At 70.7% G+C, this 16,908-nt stretch carries 15 protein-coding genes and 1 tRNA gene; 9 read left to right on the top strand and 7 right to left on the bottom strand.

Annotated elements, in window-relative coordinates:
- Positions 1-215: 215 nt before the first annotated feature.
- Positions 216-1,586: an ATP-binding protein gene (locus tag SANBI_RS01090; protein WP_319158130.1), complete on the bottom strand. Its 1,371-nt coding sequence runs from the start codon at positions 1,584-1,586 to the stop codon at positions 216-218.
- The gene (locus tag SANBI_RS01085; protein WP_319158128.1) at positions 1,583-2,296 is read right to left on the bottom strand and encodes a LytR/AlgR family response regulator transcription factor; all 714 of its coding nucleotides are present in this window, start codon (positions 2,294-2,296) and stop codon (positions 1,583-1,585) included. Before SANBI_RS01085 ends, SANBI_RS01090 begins: the two co-directional genes overlap by 4 nt.
- Positions 2,297-2,450: 154 nt before the next feature.
- Between SANBI_RS01085 and SANBI_RS01080 the strand changes: the two genes are divergently transcribed.
- Positions 2,451-3,011, top strand: coding sequence for a hypothetical protein (locus SANBI_RS01080; protein WP_319158126.1), 561 nt, complete (start codon positions 2,451-2,453; stop codon positions 3,009-3,011).
- Positions 3,012-3,257: 246 nt separating this feature from the next.
- Here the strand turns inward: SANBI_RS01080 and SANBI_RS01075 are convergent, their stop codons facing one another.
- The 3 genes from SANBI_RS01075 to SANBI_RS01065 all read right to left on the bottom strand — a co-directional run bounded on the left by SANBI_RS01075 (position 3,258) and on the right by SANBI_RS01065 (position 5,282).
- Positions 3,258-3,752, bottom strand: coding sequence for a GNAT family N-acetyltransferase (locus SANBI_RS01075; RefSeq protein WP_319158124.1), 495 nt, complete (start codon positions 3,750-3,752; stop codon positions 3,258-3,260).
- A gap of 590 nt (positions 3,753-4,342) precedes the next feature.
- Positions 4,343-4,418, bottom strand: a tRNA-Arg gene (locus SANBI_RS01070).
- Between the two features lie 183 nt (positions 4,419-4,601).
- Positions 4,602-5,282: a Pr6Pr family membrane protein gene (locus tag SANBI_RS01065; RefSeq protein ID WP_319158122.1), complete on the bottom strand. Its 681-nt coding sequence runs from the start codon at positions 5,280-5,282 to the stop codon at positions 4,602-4,604.
- Between the two features lie 335 nt (positions 5,283-5,617).
- Here SANBI_RS01065 and SANBI_RS01060 point away from each other — a divergent pair, with 335 nt between their 5' ends.
- Entirely contained in the window at positions 5,618-6,445 is an 828-nt protein-coding gene (locus SANBI_RS01060) for an ABC transporter ATP-binding protein (RefSeq protein ID WP_319158120.1), read from the top strand.
- Positions 6,442-7,773, top strand: coding sequence for an FtsX-like permease family protein (locus SANBI_RS01055; protein WP_319158118.1), 1,332 nt, complete (start codon positions 6,442-6,444; stop codon positions 7,771-7,773). Before SANBI_RS01060 ends, SANBI_RS01055 begins: the two co-directional genes overlap by 4 nt.
- 154 nt (positions 7,774-7,927) lie before the next feature.
- Here SANBI_RS01055 and SANBI_RS01050 read toward each other — a convergent pair whose 3' ends face one another.
- Complete coding sequence (locus SANBI_RS01050) at positions 7,928-10,405, bottom strand: glycoside hydrolase family 65 protein (RefSeq protein ID WP_319158116.1); 2,478 nt, start codon at positions 10,403-10,405, stop codon at positions 7,928-7,930.
- Positions 10,402-11,178 carry an HAD family hydrolase gene (locus tag SANBI_RS01045; RefSeq protein WP_319158114.1) on the bottom strand — a complete coding sequence of 259 codons (777 nt, stop codon included), beginning with the start codon at positions 11,176-11,178 and terminating at the stop codon, positions 10,402-10,404. The genes SANBI_RS01050 and SANBI_RS01045 overlap by 4 nt, the downstream gene beginning before the upstream one ends.
- A gap of 323 nt (positions 11,179-11,501) precedes the next feature.
- Here SANBI_RS01045 and SANBI_RS01040 point away from each other — a divergent pair, with 323 nt between their 5' ends.
- From SANBI_RS01040 to SANBI_RS01015, 6 genes are all read left to right on the top strand, one after another.
- Entirely contained in the window at positions 11,502-11,924 is a 423-nt protein-coding gene (locus SANBI_RS01040; protein ID WP_319158112.1) for a hypothetical protein, read from the top strand.
- A 168-nt stretch (positions 11,925-12,092) separates the two neighbouring features.
- Positions 12,093-12,641: an NADPH-dependent FMN reductase gene (locus tag SANBI_RS01035; RefSeq protein WP_319158110.1), complete on the top strand. Its 549-nt coding sequence runs from the start codon at positions 12,093-12,095 to the stop codon at positions 12,639-12,641.
- Between the two features lie 238 nt (positions 12,642-12,879).
- Positions 12,880-13,440: a flavin reductase family protein gene (locus SANBI_RS01030; protein WP_319158108.1), complete on the top strand. Its 561-nt coding sequence runs from the start codon at positions 12,880-12,882 to the stop codon at positions 13,438-13,440.
- Positions 13,437-14,378, top strand: a complete 942-nt coding sequence (locus tag SANBI_RS01025) for an ABC transporter ATP-binding protein (RefSeq protein ID WP_319158107.1) — start codon at positions 13,437-13,439, stop codon at positions 14,376-14,378. The genes SANBI_RS01030 and SANBI_RS01025 overlap by 4 nt, the downstream gene beginning before the upstream one ends.
- A gap of 98 nt (positions 14,379-14,476) precedes the next feature.
- Complete coding sequence (locus SANBI_RS01020) at positions 14,477-15,481, top strand: ABC transporter permease (RefSeq protein WP_319158105.1); 1,005 nt, start codon at positions 14,477-14,479, stop codon at positions 15,479-15,481.
- Between the two features lie 222 nt (positions 15,482-15,703).
- Positions 15,704-16,843, top strand: coding sequence for an ABC transporter substrate-binding protein (locus SANBI_RS01015; RefSeq protein ID WP_319158103.1), 1,140 nt, complete (start codon positions 15,704-15,706; stop codon positions 16,841-16,843).
- Positions 16,844-16,908 lie beyond the last annotated feature (65 nt).

Raw genomic sequence — 16,908 nt, 5'->3', positions numbered from 1 at the left:
AGACCGGGGCAGGTGGGGCTTGGTGCGCGGTGGTGCTCGGGCCGGACGAGACGGCTGCGCGGACGAGGCTGCGTCGGACGAGACGACCGCGCAGGCGTGGCTCGCGTCGGATCAGCGCGCGTGAGCGCCGCCCTCGAGAGCCGGCCAGGCACGGCCCCGTGGGTGCCTCGGGGCGCCGCGCGCCCCGGGCCCGCCGGGCAGCCGCGGACAGCCGGTCAGCTGATCTCGAGAGCCGTCGGCTCGGTGCGGACGAAGTCGCGCGGGACGGGGATCAGCAGCCGCACGACGAACCAGCCGCCGTCGGTACGCACGGTCATCGAGCCGCCGTACTTCTCGGCGGTGTACCGGATGCTCTTGAGGCCGTAGCCGTGCCTGTCGCGGTCGCCGCGACGGGTGACGATCTGCCCGCCCTCGGTGCGCACCTCGCCGTCGAAGTAGTTCTCGAAGGTCATGACCACGAGGTCGTCCCGGGCGAAGAGCGCCATCTTCACGAGGCGCTTCTGCGGGTCCTCGACGCGCGACGCCCCCTCGATCGCGTTGTCGAGGGCGTTGCCGAGCAGGGCGCTGACGTCCATGACCGTCATGAAGCCGAGCAGGCTGCCGTCCGCGACGCAGGTGAGGTCGACACCCCGCTCGACGCACTCCAGGTGCTTGGTGGTGAGGATGACGTCGAGGACGCTGCTGCCGGTCTTGCTCTGCGACTCGACGTCCTTGATGGTCGCCTCGAGCTCGTCGAGGTACGACTCCTGCTTGCGCGGGTCGACCTCGGCGCGGATCACGCCGACCTGGTGCTTGAGGTCGTGGTACTTGCGGTTGACCCGCTCGATGCTGCGCTTGGACTGCAGGTACTGCTGGTGCTGGCTGCGCAAGATCTCGTCGATCGCCTTGAGCTCGCCCTTCGCGTGCTGCTGCAGCCGCTGGCCCTGCTGGGCGTAGAGCGCGACGAAGCCGCAGAGGTCCACGAGGGTGCGGATGTAGAAGATCTCGAAGCCGAGCCGCCCGCTGAAGGGTGTGCTCGCGTTGAGGAAGCTGAGGTTGCTCATGCCGAAGGTCACGAGGGCGATCGCCGCAGCCGAGGCGAGGTCGCGCCCCGTGACGTCGAGGGGCTGCGAGGGCCTGAAGTGGCGTGCCTCGACGAGGTACGCGATCGCGAAGGCGGCCACGTAGACGACCGCGAAGGTGAGGACCCGCGCCGGGCCACCCAGCCCGGCGTCACCGGGGTGGGCATCACCGAGGAGGAAGAAGAAGCAGTGGATCTGCCAGTGCAGCGCCGCGACGAGCTCCGCGAGCACGAGCGCGCGGGCGCAGAAGTACCCGGCGTCGCGGACCGGTGCGCTCGTCGCCGCGTAGAGAAACAGGTACATGCAGGCCGCCGACGCCGCCATGCCGACGGGCCACCACCCGAGCGGCAGCATCCCCGCACCGGCCTGCACCCCCACGAGCACGCCGAGCGCGACAGCCGACAGCAGCGCGAGGCGCGTCGGCCTCAGGCGGTTCTGGCGCAGCAGCACGTAGATCATGCACGCCGCCCACTCCGCGAGCCCCGTGAGCTCGCGCGGGATGTCCGGGAGGACGTCGAGAGTCATGCGCCGCGGCCGCCCACGTAGTCGGTCAGCGCGTCGAGGAAGCCCCGTTTGCGCGGCCGGCTGATGGTGAGGTCGTGGCCGCCGACCAGCTGGCAGGTGCTCTGCTTGACGCCTGTCACGTGCCGCAGGTTCACCAGGTAGCAGCTGTTGCTGCGGAAGAAGTTCTTGCCCTCGAGCTGTGCCTCCATGGCCTTGAGGGCACCCACCATCGAGTACTGGCCGTCGGTCGTGTGCACCACGACGCGGTGCTTGATGCTCTCGATGAACACGATCTGCGCTGTGTCCACGCGGATGAGCGACCCGTCGACCGACAGCATGAGGTAGTCGGCCGACCGCCGCCGGATGCGCTGGAGCGACCGCTTGATCTCCTGCGAGAACGCGAAGTACGGCACGGGCTTGAGCACGTAGCTCAGCGCGTCGACCTCGTAGCCGCGGATCGCGTACTGGGCCATGTTGGTGATGAACACGATGATGACGTCGCTGTCGACCTGCCGGATCTTCTCCGCGGCGGTGAAGCCGTCCATCTCGGCCATCTGGATGTCGAGCAGCAAGATGTCGTAGTCCGGGCGGTAGCCAGCGACGACCTTGCTGCCGTCCTCGAAGAGCGAGATGGCGAAGTCTTCGTCGTGCTCGCGCTCGTAGCGGCGCAGGTGCTCGACGAGCAGACGTGCGCTCGCCGCGTCGTCCTCGACGATGCCGATGCGGATCACAAGTGCGCTCCTGGGTGCGGTGGCCAGCGCGGGGTGCACGGGCGCGTCGGCGCGCCACGTCTGCTGGCCGGGGTCGGACTGAGAGTACCGACAACGCCTGAGAGCGAGAACTCCCGCAGGTCAGGGCAGCGGGGTGAAGTGGCATCATCTGGGCATGGACCTGCGACCGCCCCCGGCCCTGGGCCCGCTGCGCCCCGCCGGGCGTCCCGGCCCACCCGGGCCCTGGCGGCTCGCTGGACGCACGCTGGCCGTGCTCGCGGTCGTCGCCGTGCTCGGGGTCATCGTCAACATCCGACCGATCTTCTTCGCCTACCTCGAACGTCAGAGTGAGCGGGCGATGGCGGACATCGACGCAGCGATCGAGCGAGACCGCGCCGAGAACCTGACCCTCGGCAAGGACCTCGCGGGGGTGATCGTGGGAAGCCACCTCGATTACGAGACGGGCAACCACGGCCTCTACCACTCCGACTATCACGCGCCGTCTGGCCAGGCCCCCGAAGGGTGTGCTGACGGGACACCGTGCGTCGTGGTGACGGTCCTCTCGGTCCGACCGTGCGACCAGATCGAGGTGAGGTTCTGGGTCAACCCGGAGCCCGGCACCCGGACCGCGGAGCCGGTCGAGATCGAAGACGTCCCCGCAGGTGTGCCGACGGAGGTAGGGCTTGCCACCGACGACCTCGACGTCACGTCGAGCCCCGATGCCTGGTGCTCGTGATCCTGGTGCTGAGCGGGCGCCTGCCCGCCTGACAGCGGAGGTAGCCGCTGCGCCAAGCGACGCATCACGCCGGGGTCCGGTCGGCGAGGCACGTCGGCGTGCCACCAACGACGAACGGCCCCAGTCCGAGGACTGAGGCCGTTCGTTCGGGTGGTGCGCCCGGAGGGATTCGAGTGATCGGGACATCAAGACTGAGCGCCCCGCTCCTTCTCGTGAGGTGGCGGGGCGCTTCCTCTGTGCCAACGCTCAGACGTCGCGCACCCAACCCTCATACCCGTCGTACATGTTGAGGTAGGTGAATCCGACTGCTTGCACCATGTTGCGACTGGCCTTGTTCCTCGGATCGACGTAGGTGAACACGCCAAGGTCCAGATCGTAGGTTTCCTTCGTCGCCTTCATCACCGCTAGAGAGACCTCGAGCGCCTCACGCCCGTAGCCCAGGCCCGAGCAACGATGAGCACGAGCCACCGACCAGATCATGAACTGGGACCGGGTGTCGTCGAACCCAAAATGGGCAGCTGCGGCAACCCCATGTTCGTCGAGCCCCAGCGCTAGCGCTTCCCCCGGGCCAGCAGGAGTCCTGAGGCCACGGAGGTGGGACTGCACTTCGAGTTCCCACGGCCTCGGATGGTGCCGTCCGCGGTTGCGGTCGTATGTCCTCTTTGGCGGGTCCGTGCAGACGAACTCGCTGAGAGCTTGCCTGTGGTGGTCGCCCGCGTTATGCCAGGAGAGCGTTGTCACGCTGGGTGCGTAGCCAATTTGCTACATCTTCAAGTTCGCGCTCACCCGGTTGGCGTCCGGGACCTCGGCGGTAGTCGGCCGCAAGTGTCTCGCGCTCAGCGTCAGTGAGCCCATCGTTGCCAACGGCCCGCAACTGGCGGCACTCCGAGTTGGTGGTTTCAGGACGAACCAGCGTCAGGGTCGGAACCACGTTCATCTTCCTTTCGCCAGATGGATCCAAGGACTCGGCCACCATAAGTGACATGAGTCCCGGTGCTCATAACCTAACAGGAACATGCTAGGCATGACAGATGATCAACTTCACAGTCTGAGATCTTCACCCAAGTCACCGAACGACCGACGGCGCGAACCGACGCACTCGCGCACACCTGTTGCTTCCGTTGACGCGATCACGGGTCTGCAGCCCATCCCCTCGAGGCTTGACTCACGCTCGGCCTCAACGTTCGCCCACCCTCACGGGCGGGCGGGGGGCTCTGTCGTGCGGCATGGTGCCGAGCTCAGGGTTACTCAGAGATGAGCACCCTCAGCCGCGAGCCCAGGCCGAAAACAGAGGAGAGGCCCGAGATCGCAATGATCTCGAGCCTCTCCTGTGGTGCGCCCGGAGGGATTCGAACCCCCAACCTTCTGATCCGTAGTCAGATGCTCTATCCGTTGAGCTACGGGCGCCCGGTGAACCGAGAGAAACGTTACAGGGGCCGGGACCCAGACGCCAAATCAGGTCTGCGTGACCCACGACACGCTGCCGGTCTCAGCAGCAGACCTCGCCGTCAACCAGTCTCTCGACGGACGACCAGTCGTCGCGCGGCCGGCTCTCGCAGTCCCCCCGCCTGCCCACCGCAGGCGGCGGCGTCAACCCTCCGACCGGCTCCGCGAACCGCGCCCTCGCGCCGATCCCGCCCGCGACCCGGCCGGCACCTTCGGCCCGAGCACAGGGTTGCGCGGCAGCACCCGGTCGATCCCGACGATCACCAGACCGAGCACGAAGAACCCGACGCCGTAGAGCACGACGTTCTGCACGAGCCCGAGGTACCCGATCTCGGCGACGTCGACGAAGCCGTAGGGGTAGTCCGTGTCCGGCAGCACCACGCCGCGGATGGTCGTGAAGGCGCAGTACGCGACCGGGTAGAGCAACCACAGCGCGGCGTTCTTGACCCGCAGGCGACGGTGCGGGTCGAAGAGCAGGAAGTCGAGCAGCGCGAGTGCCGGCGTGAGCTGGTGGACGATCTGCCCGTCGGTCAGGCCGAGCACGACAGTCGGCTCTCCGGGCGCGTCGGGCGGCAGGATGAAGTACGCCACGAGCCCGGTGATGAGGATGAACAGCGTGACAGCACCCTTGAGCCAGGCCGGCGGCTGGGGCTGACGGGCGAAGGACGCGAACCCGGCCCACACGAAGACGACCGCGAGCAGCAGGTTGGACTGGTTGGTGAAGTAGACGAGACCCGAGGGGTCACCGTCCCGCCAGATCTCCTGCGTCCCGATGAGCGCGAACACCGCGACCGCGATCCTGTACAGCCCGACGACGACGCCCATGGACGACTCCTCCACCTCGTTGCGCGGCCGTCCCACACAGGGGCGGCCGGCTCCTCGACCAGCGTGCAGACCACAGCTCTCGGTCCGCACCGCACGCTCGACGGAGCGGCGGTCCCGAGCCTAACTGGCGTCCTGGCCAGGTGCCTTCCCCAGCCGACGCATGGGCCGTCGGGACGCCCTCCCGAGCGCGCCCGGGGTGCAGGGCCACGAGGACCCCGTCCCCCTGACAGGTGACCCACCGCCCACCCGGCTCCCCCCGGAGACCGACCCCCAGACGTCCCAGACCCGTCCCTCGCCCGATGTGGGGGGACCACCGCGGACGAGAGGCTGGACGTATGCAGCCCACACCCCCGCCCCCAGCCCCTGTGCTCCTCGCCACCCGGTCGTTGCAGATGGTCTATGGCACCGGCCCGACAGCCACCCACGCCCTCGCGGGAGTCGACCTGTCGATCGCCCCCGCCGAGTCCGTCGCGATCATGGGCCCCTCGGGCTCCGGCAAGACGACGCTGCTGCACTGCCTCGCCGGGATCGTGCGACCGACGTCGGGGTCGGTGCTGTGGAGGGAGCAGGACATCGCCTCCCTCAAGGACACGCAGCGCACGGCTCTGCGGCGCTCCGACTTCGGCTTCGTCTTCCAGTCCGGCCAGCTGCTGCCCGAGCTCCCGGCCGTCGAGAACGCCGCGCTGCCGCTCATGCTCGGCGGCATGCCGCGGGCGCAGGCCGTCGCGACTGCCGCCGTGCGGCTGGGCGAGCTCGGCCTCGCCGGGATGGAAGACCGTCGCCCCGGCGAGCTCTCGGGCGGTCAGGCGCAGCGCGTGGCGATCGCCCGGGCGCTCGTCGGCTCGCCCGGCGTGATCTTCGCCGACGAGCCGACGGGCGCGCTCGACCAGACGACCGGAGCCGAGGTGATGGCCGTCCTCACCCAGGCCGCGGCTCGCAGCGGCGCGGCCCTCGTGGTGGTCACGCACGACCCGACGGTCGCGCGCTGGTGCTCGCGCACCGTGGCGATGCGCGACGGCCTGGTCTCGGGCGAGTTCTACGCCCCGGCGGGTCACCAGCCCCCGGCACCCGCCACTCAGCAGGCGACCGCGCCGTCCGCCCCGCAGGCACCCGCACCCCAGCAGGCACCCGCACCCCAGCAGCCCGGAGGGCAGGCCCGATGACCGCGACCTGGTCTCTGTGGCGGCTGCTGCGGCGCCGGGGCGCGTCGAGCAGCGACCCGCAACGGCTGACGACCACCCTGGCGATCATCGCCTTCGCGGTCGCGACAGCGCTCCTGCTCGTCGTGCTCGGCGGAGTCGGTGCCTTCGTCGACCGCGCGGCCGCACCGGGAGCGGACGCAGACGCCGAGTCCTACGTCATGTTCGCGTGGATCGCCTCGGGGCTGCTCGTCGTGCCGCTGACGACCCTCGGGGCCGCAGCCGCACGCCTGGCCGTGGCCCGCCGGGACGCCCGGCTGGCCGCGCTGAGGCTCGCCGGTGCGTCGACGGGCCAGGTCACCGGTCTCACGGTCCTCGACGCCACGGCGCAGGCCGTCACGGGCGCCCTGCTCGGTGTCGTCGGGTACCTCGCGCTGATCCCGCTGGTCTCGTTGCTGAGGTTCCAGGGCCGCACCTTCGAGCTCGCCGAGCTGTGGACGGGGGTGCCGATCATCCTCGCGGCCCTCGCCGGGGTCGTGCTCATCGCCGTGGTGTCCTCGACCATGAGCCTGCGCAGGGTCGCGATCACGCCCCTCGGCGTGGCCAACCGGGTCCAGCCGCCCGGGCTCACCTGGTTGCGCGCCGCCGTCGCGGTGGGTGCCGTCATCGTCTTCGCGGTCGTCACCACGTCCTTCGGACAGGTGGGGCTGTCGGTCATCGGGGTGATGCTCGTCCTCGGCTTCACCACGCTCAACCTCGTCGGACCCTTCACGGTGTGGGTCGTCGGGCGGGTCACGGCCCACAGGGCCCGCACCGCCGCGACGCTGCTCGCAGGGCGCCGGATGATCGACGACCCCAAGACGGCGTGGCGCAGCGTCGGCGGGGTCGCGCTCGCGACCTTCATCGCGGGGCTCGCGAGCATCACGTCGCTGTTCTCGTCGGCCTCGTCGGGCGCCTCGCCCGAAGACGCCCAGTTCCTCGGGGACGTCGCGACCGGCGGGTACCTCACGCTCGGCATCGCCGGGCTGCTCGCAGCCGTCTCGACGGGCGTGATGCAGGCGGGCAACGTCATCGCGCAGCGGGAGGAGTACCGCGCCCTGTCCCTCGCCGGGACGGACCTGCGGGTCCTCGACTCTGCCCGGATGCGCGAGACCTTCATCCCGCTCGTCGTGACCGTCGGGACGTCGGCAGGCTTCGCGCTGCTCTTCATGCTGCCGGTGCTCGGCGCGGGGATGATCGCGCAATGGTCTGTCGTGGTGCAGTTCGTGGTGAGCGTGGGGGTCGCGGCGGGGCTCGTGCTCGCGGGTGCTGCGGCCTCGCGGACGGTCGTGCGGGAGGTCGTGCGCGTCTGACGACGACCACGTCTGAGGACGACCACGTCTGGAGACGACAGAGCGCGGCGCTCCGACCGGATCACCGGTCGGAGCACCGCGCTCTGTCGTCTTGCTGGCCGTCGTCCTGCTGGCCGTCGTCCTGCTGGCCGTCGCGCCTGGCGACGGCTCCGTCTCAGGAGTGCGGGACGGTCGCCTGGATGAGCGTGCCGTCTTCGCGCCGGTTGCCCGAGAGCCGCCGCATGCTCGGGCGACCCGAGCGTCGCGGCCCCTGGTCGGCGAGGGCGACGACTGTCGGCTCGCCCGGGCGGACGTCGACCTGCTCGCCGCGGACCGAGACGTGCGCACCGTCGCCGGTCTCGCAGGTCAGCTCGATCGCGTCGGCTGTGAGGTGGACGCGCAGACGCGAGCCCTTGACCGTCACCCGGAAGGTGAGCGAGTCCCACGACGCCGGCAGGCGCGGGTCGAAGGCGACGTGCCCGTCGTGGTCGCGCATCCCGCCGAAGCCGAAGGCGAGCGCCGACCACGAACCACCCGCCGAGGCCACGTGGACACCGTCGGAGGCGTTGGCGTGCAGGTTCGCGAGGTCCACGTAGACGGACTTCTCGAAGTACTCGAGCGCGAGGTCCTGGTACCCGACCTCGGCAGCCACGATCGACTGCACCACGCCCGAGAGCGTCGAGTCGCCCGTGGTCAACGGGTCGTAGTACTCGAAGTCCGCGAGCTTCTCCTCGGCGGTGAACTGGTTCCCCTGGAGGAACAGCGCGAGCACCACGTCGGCCTGCTTGAGCACCTGGTAGCGGTAGATGACGAGCGGGTGGTAGTGCAGCAGCAGCGGTCGGCGGTCGGCCGGGGTCGCCGCGACGTCCCACACCTCGCGCTCGAGGAAGTGGAAGTCCTGCGGGTGGATGCCCAGGTGCTCGGCCCACGGGATCGACATCTTCTCGGCGGCCTTGGACCACTCGTGCACCTCGGCGGGCGTGATGCCCAGCCGGGCGTCGACGTCGGCCCTGGACGCAGGGTCCGTCTCGCCGATGATCTCGAGAGCCCGCACAGCGGCACGCAGGTTGAAGCGCGCCATGACGTTGGTGAAGAGGTTGTCGTTGACGACGGTCGTGTACTCGTCAGGGCCGGTGACACCGTGGATGTGGAACTCGTCGTCCCCGTTGACCCGCCAGAACCCGAGGTCGGCCCACATGCGCGCGGTCTCGACGAGGATGTCGACACCCTCGCGCTCGAGGAACTCGCGGTCCCCTGTCGCGAGGACGTACTGGACGAGCGCATAGCTGACGTCGGCGTCGATGTGGTACTGCGCCGTGCCTGCGGCGTAGTACGCGGACGCCTCTTCGCCGTTGATGGTGCGCCACGGGAACAGCGCGCCCTGCTGCGACACCTGGCTCGCGCGCTTCCGCGCGGCGTCGAGCATCTGGTAGCGGAAGCGCAGCGCGTTCCGGGCGTACCGGGGGCTCGTGTAGGTGAGGAACGGGAGCACGTAGATCTCCGTGTCCCAGAAGTAGTGGCCTCCGTAGCCAGAACCCGTGAGGCCCTTGGCGGGGACACCGCTGCCCTCGGCGCGGGCCGTCGCCTGCGCCAGCTGGTACAGGTTCCAGCGCACGGCCTGCTGGATCTCCGGCTGGCCGGGGATCTCGACGTCGGAGCGTGCCCAGAACTCGTCGAGCCACGTCCGCTGCGCACGGAAGGTGCCCTCGAGCCCGTCACGCCGCGCGCGGTCGAGGGTGCGGCCGCACCTGTCGACGAGCTCGCGCGCCGGCACGCCGCGGGAGGTGTGGTACGCCACGGTCTTGGTGAGGTGGATCGGCTGGCCGGGCTGCGCGTCCACGCGGAACACGTGCTTGGCCACGTCACCCTCGACGAAGGTGTGCAGGTCGACGAGGTTGTCCGTCACCATGTGGTGCTCGGCCGCGACAGCCAGCGTCATGCCCGAGTTCGCCACCGAGTACGAGAGCACCAGACGGTCGTCGTCCGCCGACTGCATCTGCGGGTGCAGCACCCTGTCGGTGAACTGGTTGGCCTTGCGCGGGTCGAAGCCCTCACCCATGGCGGCGGCGCGCACGTGGTACTCGTCCTCGCCGTCCTGCCGGTTGAGGATCTGCGAGGAGATCGCGACGGGCGCAGACTCGTCGAGCATCGTCACCTCGAAGGTCATCACCGCGAGGTGGCGCTCCGCGAAGGACACCATGCGCTGCGACCGGATCCGCACCCGCTTGCCGCCGGGGGTGATCCACACGATCTCGCGGCGCAGCACGCCGTCGCGCATGTCGAGGGAGCGCTCGTAGTCGACGAGCTCGGCGACGGGCAGCAGGAGCGGCTCGTCGTCGACGTACAGGCGGATCACCTTGGCGTCGGGGGCGTTGACGATCGTCTGGCCGACCTGCGCGAGGCCGAAGGCCTCCTCGGCGTGACGGATCTGCCACGTCTCGTGGAAGCCGTTGACGAAGGTACCGTGGGTGTGGGACTCGCGCCCTTCCTCGACGTTGCCGCGCAGCCCGAGGTAGCCGTTGGCGACCGAGAACAGCGTCTCGGTGACACCGAGGTCTTCGGTCGAGAAGCGTGTCTCGACGAGGCGCCACTCGTCGGCCGGGAACCTGCTGCGGTCGACGTGGTGCTTCTCGGCAGGCGTGCGGTGGATCACTGCTCTCCCCCGTCGGTGCGCGCAGAGCTGCCCTCGGCCGGACCGGCCGACGGACCGGCTGAGCGGGTCAGGATGGATGCGTCGAGCTCGCCGAGGTCGGAGACCACGAGGTCCGCGCCGGCGGCGAGCAGCGCGTCGGGTCCGACACCCCGGTCCACGCCGAGCACGAGGCCGAAGCTGCCGGCTCGCCCGGACCGGACGCCCGAGAGCGCGTCTTCGACGACGATCGCCTCGGCTGCGGTCACACCGAGCAGCTCGGCGGCGCGCAGGTAGGTGTCGGGGGCGGGCTTGCCGGGCAGGCCGTCACGCTCGGCGACGGCTCCGTCGACGACGACCTCGAAACGGTCGGCGATCCCGGCGGCGGCGAGCACCGACGGGGCGTTGCGTGACGAGGACACGACGGCGACGTGCGCACCGGCGGCGGTCACGGCGTCGAGGAACCGGACAGAACCCGGGTAGGGGTCGATGCCCTCCTCGACGAACATCGCGTTGACGATCTGGTTCTTCTCGTTGCCCAGGGCGCAGACGGTCGACTCACCGGGCGCGTCGTCGGTCGAGCCCCACGGGAGCTCGACGCCGCGCGAGGCGAGCATGGTGTGGACGCCGTCGAAGCGCGGCTTCCCGTCGATGTGCGCGAAGTAGTCGGCGTCGGTGTACGGCGCGAGCCCACGGGCGGTGCAGAACGGCGCGAACAGCCGTTCCCACGCGCGCATGTGGAGCTCGGCGGTCGGTGTGAGGACACCGTCGAGGTCGAAGAGCACAGCACGGAGCATGGAGGCGGATCCTTCAGGTCGGACCGGGAAGGGCAGGGGTGTGGCAGGGGTGGCTCGGAGGTGCGGTCGTCGTACCGCCCCCGGCACACCCAGCCTACCGACGAGCGCGCGCACGCCGTCCGCGCCGCGCCCCGCTCCCCTCCCACACTGCGCCGCGCTCCCCTCCCACCCTTCGGGAACGAGATCGTGACCTTCGAGCGAGATCGTGACTCCGGAGGATCGATCTCGCTCCGAAGTCACGATCTCGCACCTGACAGTCGGCGGTCGGCCAGTCGGCTGGTCGCGTAACGCGCACGGAACACTGCGGCCGTAGGCTCCCGGGCATGGCGACCACAGCCCTGCCCCCGCACGACGCCGCGCTCCTCGACGCGCTGGCCACCCACCTCGGGGTACGTCTCGCACCGCGCGACTTCACGCTCCCCGGCGGGGTGCGCGTCGGGGTCGACGGCGCGGGGGTCGGTGCCCCCGACAGCCTCGGGGTCGCCGGTGCCGTGCTCGTCCAGGTGACCTACGCCGCAGGCCCGGTCAAGTCCGCGCAGCGCAACAAGGTGCTCGCCGACGCCTTCAAGCTCGCGTGGCTGCGCTCGCAGGTCCCCACCGCCCGGACGGTGATCGTCGTGAACGAGCCCTTCGAGAGGCTCTTCGTCACCGGGGCGTGGCTGCCCGCCGCCCTGACGCAGCAGGGCGTCGAGGTCGCACTCGTGCGCGGGGGTGCGACGCCCGAGGTCGCCCGGATGCTCGCCTGAGGTCTCCGCAGTTCGTCGCACGCTCGTAACACTGGGCGTCTGATCCGGAAACACACGGCCCGTAGCGTGACGCCTGTCAACGATCCCCGCGGGCCGTCGACCATCACGCTTCCGCCCGCTCTCCGACGCACCTCACCCCTCGGGGCGAGGTACCGACAAGGAGGGCCCATGGGCCAGTCTTCTGCCTACGCACTCGTAGGGAACCCCCGGCAGGGCTCGCGCACCGCGAGCGCCGCCACCACCTTTCTCTCCGCCCTCGCGGGGGACCTCGACCAGTCCGTCGTGGACCTCGCGGACCTTGGTCCGGCGGTCCTCGACCCCGGGTCGGTCCCGGCGTCTGAGGCCGTGACCGCGATCGGCGCGGCCCGCCTGCTGGTCGTCGCGAGCCCCGTCTACAAGGGCAGCTACACGGGCCTGCTCAAGGCATTCCTCGACCGTTTCCCGCCCGGCGGGCTCACCGGCGTCGTCACCGTCCCGGTCATGGTCGGTGCCTCCCCTGGTCACGCTGTCTCCGCCGAGGCGTACCTGCGTCCGGTGCTCCTCGAGCTCGGCGCGACGTGCCCGACGCCCGCGGTGTACCTGCAGGAGCAGTCCCTCGTGCACGTCGGGTCCGCAGCGACCGAAGACCCCTCGGTCCGGGACCCCATAGCCACCTGGTGCGCGCAGCACGCGTGGCTCGTGAGGTCGGCGCTCGCCGGCTCGCCCGTCGCCGCCTGAGCGCACCCTCCAGGCCGCAGCCGGCCGGACCTCTCCGGAACGCCGGGGCAGACCACCCCGCCTGAGCGGCCTCCCCCTGACGGCCCAGCCGTCCGCACCAGAGCACCGTCGCCCTCGTCGACCGCGCAGTCCTCGCAGCCCCCGTCCCCCGGGCAGCTCGAGACACCGCGCGTCGACCTCCGCGACGGCGCTCCCCTCGTCGTCCCCGCACGCACCGCTCATCGAAGGAGCCCCGCGCATGACCACCTCACCCGTCACCCTCACCTCCGTCGACACCAGCACGAGCACTGCCACGACTCCCCAGCCCGTGACCGACATCGCCGCGAACCCCGCAGCCTTCCGCGAGGGCCTTGCGCAGATGGTCACCTCGGTCAGCGTCGTGACCGCCGAGGTCGACGGTGCGCGATACGGCTTCACCGCGAACTCGGTCACCTCGGTGTCGATGAGCCCGGCCCTCGTGCTCGTCTGCCTCGCAGACACGGCCGAGTGCCACGACGCCTTCCTCGTGGCCGAGACCGCCTCGATCAACATCCTCGCGGCCGACCAGGCGCACCTGTCGAAGATCTTCGCGACGCGGGGTGCCGACAAGTTCGCCGCGGCCGACTTCCCGGCCGGTCCGACAGGCGCCCCGGTGCTCTCGGGTGCGACTGTCGCCCTCGAGGGCCGCGTGCACGAGAGGTACACGGCGGGCGACCACACGGTGATCCTGCTCGAGGTGCAGCACGTGCACCTCGGCGAGCGCGAGCCGCTCACCTACCAGGGCCGGATGTTCCGCGCGCTCGCCCAGGTGGCGTCGTGAGCGCCGAGGCCGTCGCACCCGACGCCCACACCTCGGGAGCCGCCGCGGGTGTCAGCACTGCCGGGGCCCTCGCCCCGCACGTCGTCGCGGACCCGGACCACATCGTCGTCCGCGGGCTGCACAAGACGTACCCGGGGACGAGCGTCGCCGCCCTCTCGGACGTCGAGCTGGTCGTGCCACGTGGCACCTTCGTCAGCCTCATCGGCCCGAGCGGCTGCGGCAAGTCGACGCTGCTGCGTGCCGTCGCCGGTCTCGAAGGCTTCGACGACGGGTCGATCACCATCTTCGGGGCCACCCCTGAGGAGGCCTGCACGGCCAAGTCTGTCGGGCTCGTGCCGCAGGCTCCCGCGCTGCTGCCGTGGCTCACGGTCCGGCAGAACGTCGAGCTGCCCCACAAGGTCAACCGTCGTGCCGACCGTCGCCGGGCGGAGCGCGAGCGCAAGCACCCCGTCCCGTCAGCGCCGGGTCTCGACGCCTTCGCGGACGTCGACTCGTTGCTCGACATGGTCAACCTCACCGACGCGGCCGACAAGCACCCGGGCGCGCTGTCGGGCGGCATGCAGCAGCGGGTCGCGATCGCCCGGGCCTTCGGCCTGCGCCCGGAGATCCTGCTCATGGACGAGCCGTTCTCGGCCCTCGACGAGTTCACCCGCGAGGCCCTGAGGCTCCAGCTGCTCACCCTGTGGCAGCGGATGCGCACGACGGTCCTGTTCGTCACGCACTCCGTCCGCGAGGCCGTGACGCTCTCCGACCAGATCGTCGTGATGTCGGCCCGCCCCGGTCAGGTCCACGAGGTGATCGACGTCGACCTACCCCGGCCGCGCGGCGCCGACGTCCTGCTCAGCCCGCAGCTGCACACCATCGAAGACCGCGTCCGCGCGAGCCTCCAAGGCGCGTGGGAGGCCGGAGCAGCCCCGGTCGACCTCGTGGCCGGGTGACGCCGGTGACGACCACCCCGTCGACGCCGGCCCGCCCGACGACCTCCGGCCGCCCCTCGACCCCGACCCGCCCGACCAGCCCGAGAAGGAGGCCCACGATGGCTGCTCACGGCACCTCGACAGCGCAGGACGGCACATCCGCTGCGTCGCCGCACGTCTACACCGCGAGCGCCGCGCACGGCCTCGCCGTGACCGCGGTGACGGACACGACGCCCGCCGGCGGCACCCCGGTGGTCCCGGCGCCCGCCGAGCAGTCAGGTCCTGCCCTGGCGGCGCAGACCACCTCTCCAGCGGGTCGCGTCTCCGCCACCAGCCGCGGTCGGTCGCGATTCCCGCGCAGTCTGCGCCCCTCGACCTGGTTGCCGACGACGGTCTCGGTCGTCGTGGTGGCCCTCGCGTGGTCGTGGGTCGCGTCGGAGAACAAGTACCTGCTGCCGCCGCTCTCGGCTGTCGGCGACCTGCTCGTCGAGGACTCGGCACTCTTCGCCTCGAACGCGTGGGCGACCCTGCAGATCGCGATCGTCGGGCTGGGCATCGGCTTCGGCGCCGCCTTCGTCCTCGCAGTCGTGATGAGCGAGATCGGGGTGCTGCGCCGGGCGATCATGCCGCTCGCGATCGTCCTCAACGTGACGCCCGTGGTCGCGCTGGCCCCGGCGCTCGTCGTGGCCTTCGGCTTCGGCATGACACCGAAGGTGATCGTCACCGCGATCATCACGTTCTTCCCGGTGCTCATCAACGTCACGACGGGCTTGCGGTCTGTGCCGGTCCCCGTGCTGCACGTCTTCTCGACGCTGCACGCCTCGCGTCTCGAGGTGCTGCTGCGCCTGCGGATGCCGAGCGCCCTGCCCTTCACGCTCGCCGCCCTGCGCGTCGTGCTCCCGCTGTCGATCGTCGGGGCCGTGGTCGCCGAGTTCGTCGCCCCGGGCTCGTCGTCTGGCCTCGGCACGATGATCAAGACCTCGGCCGCGAACTCCCAGCTCGCCCAGCTCTACGCGGCGATCGCCTGGCTGGCCGCGATGGGCGTGGTGATGCTCCTGCTCATCACCGTGATCGAGAAGCGCCTGCTGTTCTGGCACGAGTCCCAGCAGGGCGCGACCAGCTGACCGTCGGGTCCCTCTGCCGATGGCACCTCCCGACCGTCGCCAGGACCGCCGGTCACCAGCTTCCCGACGTGCCAGACCCGGCACCGCCCGTGTCCCGCCCGCTGCCCCTGCAGCCTCCTAGCCCCTCGGGCCTGTCCCTGGCCCCGAGACCGTAGTCCCGCGTCCGAAGTCCCCGCAGTACGTGCACCCCCACTCCCCGGCTCTTCTGCGAAAGGCACCACCATGGCTCCCCGATACCGCCGTCAGCTCAGCGCCTCCAGCTCGTCCCGGCCCGTCCTCGCCGCGACCGTGGGGGCAGCCCTGCTGCTCTCCCTCGCCGCCTGCTCGGGCGACGCGGAAGGTTCCGACGACTCCGCCCCGTCCGGGTCGGCCGCCGCCGAGGGCAGCGCGATCTCCGCCGAGCGCTGCGCCGAGAACGAGGCCGCGGGCACGATCACCTACATCACCGGGTACCAGTACCAGTCCTCCGCGGGCATCCTCGAGGCCCTCGCCGCCGACTCCCTCGGCTACTTCGACGCCCTGTGCCTCGACGTCGAGATCCAGCCGGGCACCGGCGACACCGCGGCGAACGCGCAGCTCGTCGCGGCCGGCACCGCCCAGATCACCTCGCTCGGCAACGACGCGGAGGCCCTCAAGGCCGTCGCGGGAGGCATCGACGTCACGGGCATCGCGACCTGGGGCCACGTGCCGATCGCGACCCTCATGACCGGGACCGACATCGCCGACCTCACGCAGCTCGAGGGCACGACCCTCGGCCACAAGGGCTCCCTGCCCGCCCCGCTGCGCGCGATGCTCGTCGAGGAGGGCGTGGACCTCGACGCGATCGAGCAGGTCGAGGTCGGCTACGACCCGACCGTCCTACCCCGCGGCCAGGTGCAGTCGCTCACCGGATACAAGTCGAACGAGCCGCTGCTGCTCGCCGCCATGGGCGAAGAGGTCACCGAGTGGAACCCCGAGGACTACGGCATCTCTGGGTCCTTCGGCACGATCGTCGCCAACCCGGCCTTCGCTGACGAGCACCCGACCGCTGTCGAGGACTACCTGCGCGCGACGTCCAAGGCCTTCGAGTACTGCGAGACCAACGGCGCCGAGTGTGTCGGCTTCGCGGCCGACGTCGCCGAGTCCGGCTACGACGAAGAGCACAACCTCAAGATCTGGGAGACCGAGTCGGCCCTCGTCACGGAGTCGACCCCCGAGGGCAGCCCGCTCGGCTTCCACGACGACGCGCTGACCACCTCCGAGGGCGAGGCGCTCCTCGCCTCGGGCGAGCTCGACGAGCTGCCGACGGTGAGCGACGTCTTCGACCCGGCCTTCCTCACCGCGATCTACGACGGCACCGAGCTCGTCTGGCCTGCTCCCTGACCGAACCCGCTCCGTGACCGGACCCACAGCCCGGCACCCCGCTAGACCACACCGCACGACGAAGG

It is taken from the genome of Sanguibacter biliveldensis, from assembly GCF_033798665.1.
Taxonomy (GTDB): domain Bacteria; phylum Actinomycetota; class Actinomycetes; order Actinomycetales; family Cellulomonadaceae; genus Sanguibacter; species Sanguibacter inulinus.
The sequence above is the reverse complement of the archived record's forward strand: the minus strand, read 5'-3'. Positions and strand labels throughout refer to the sequence as shown.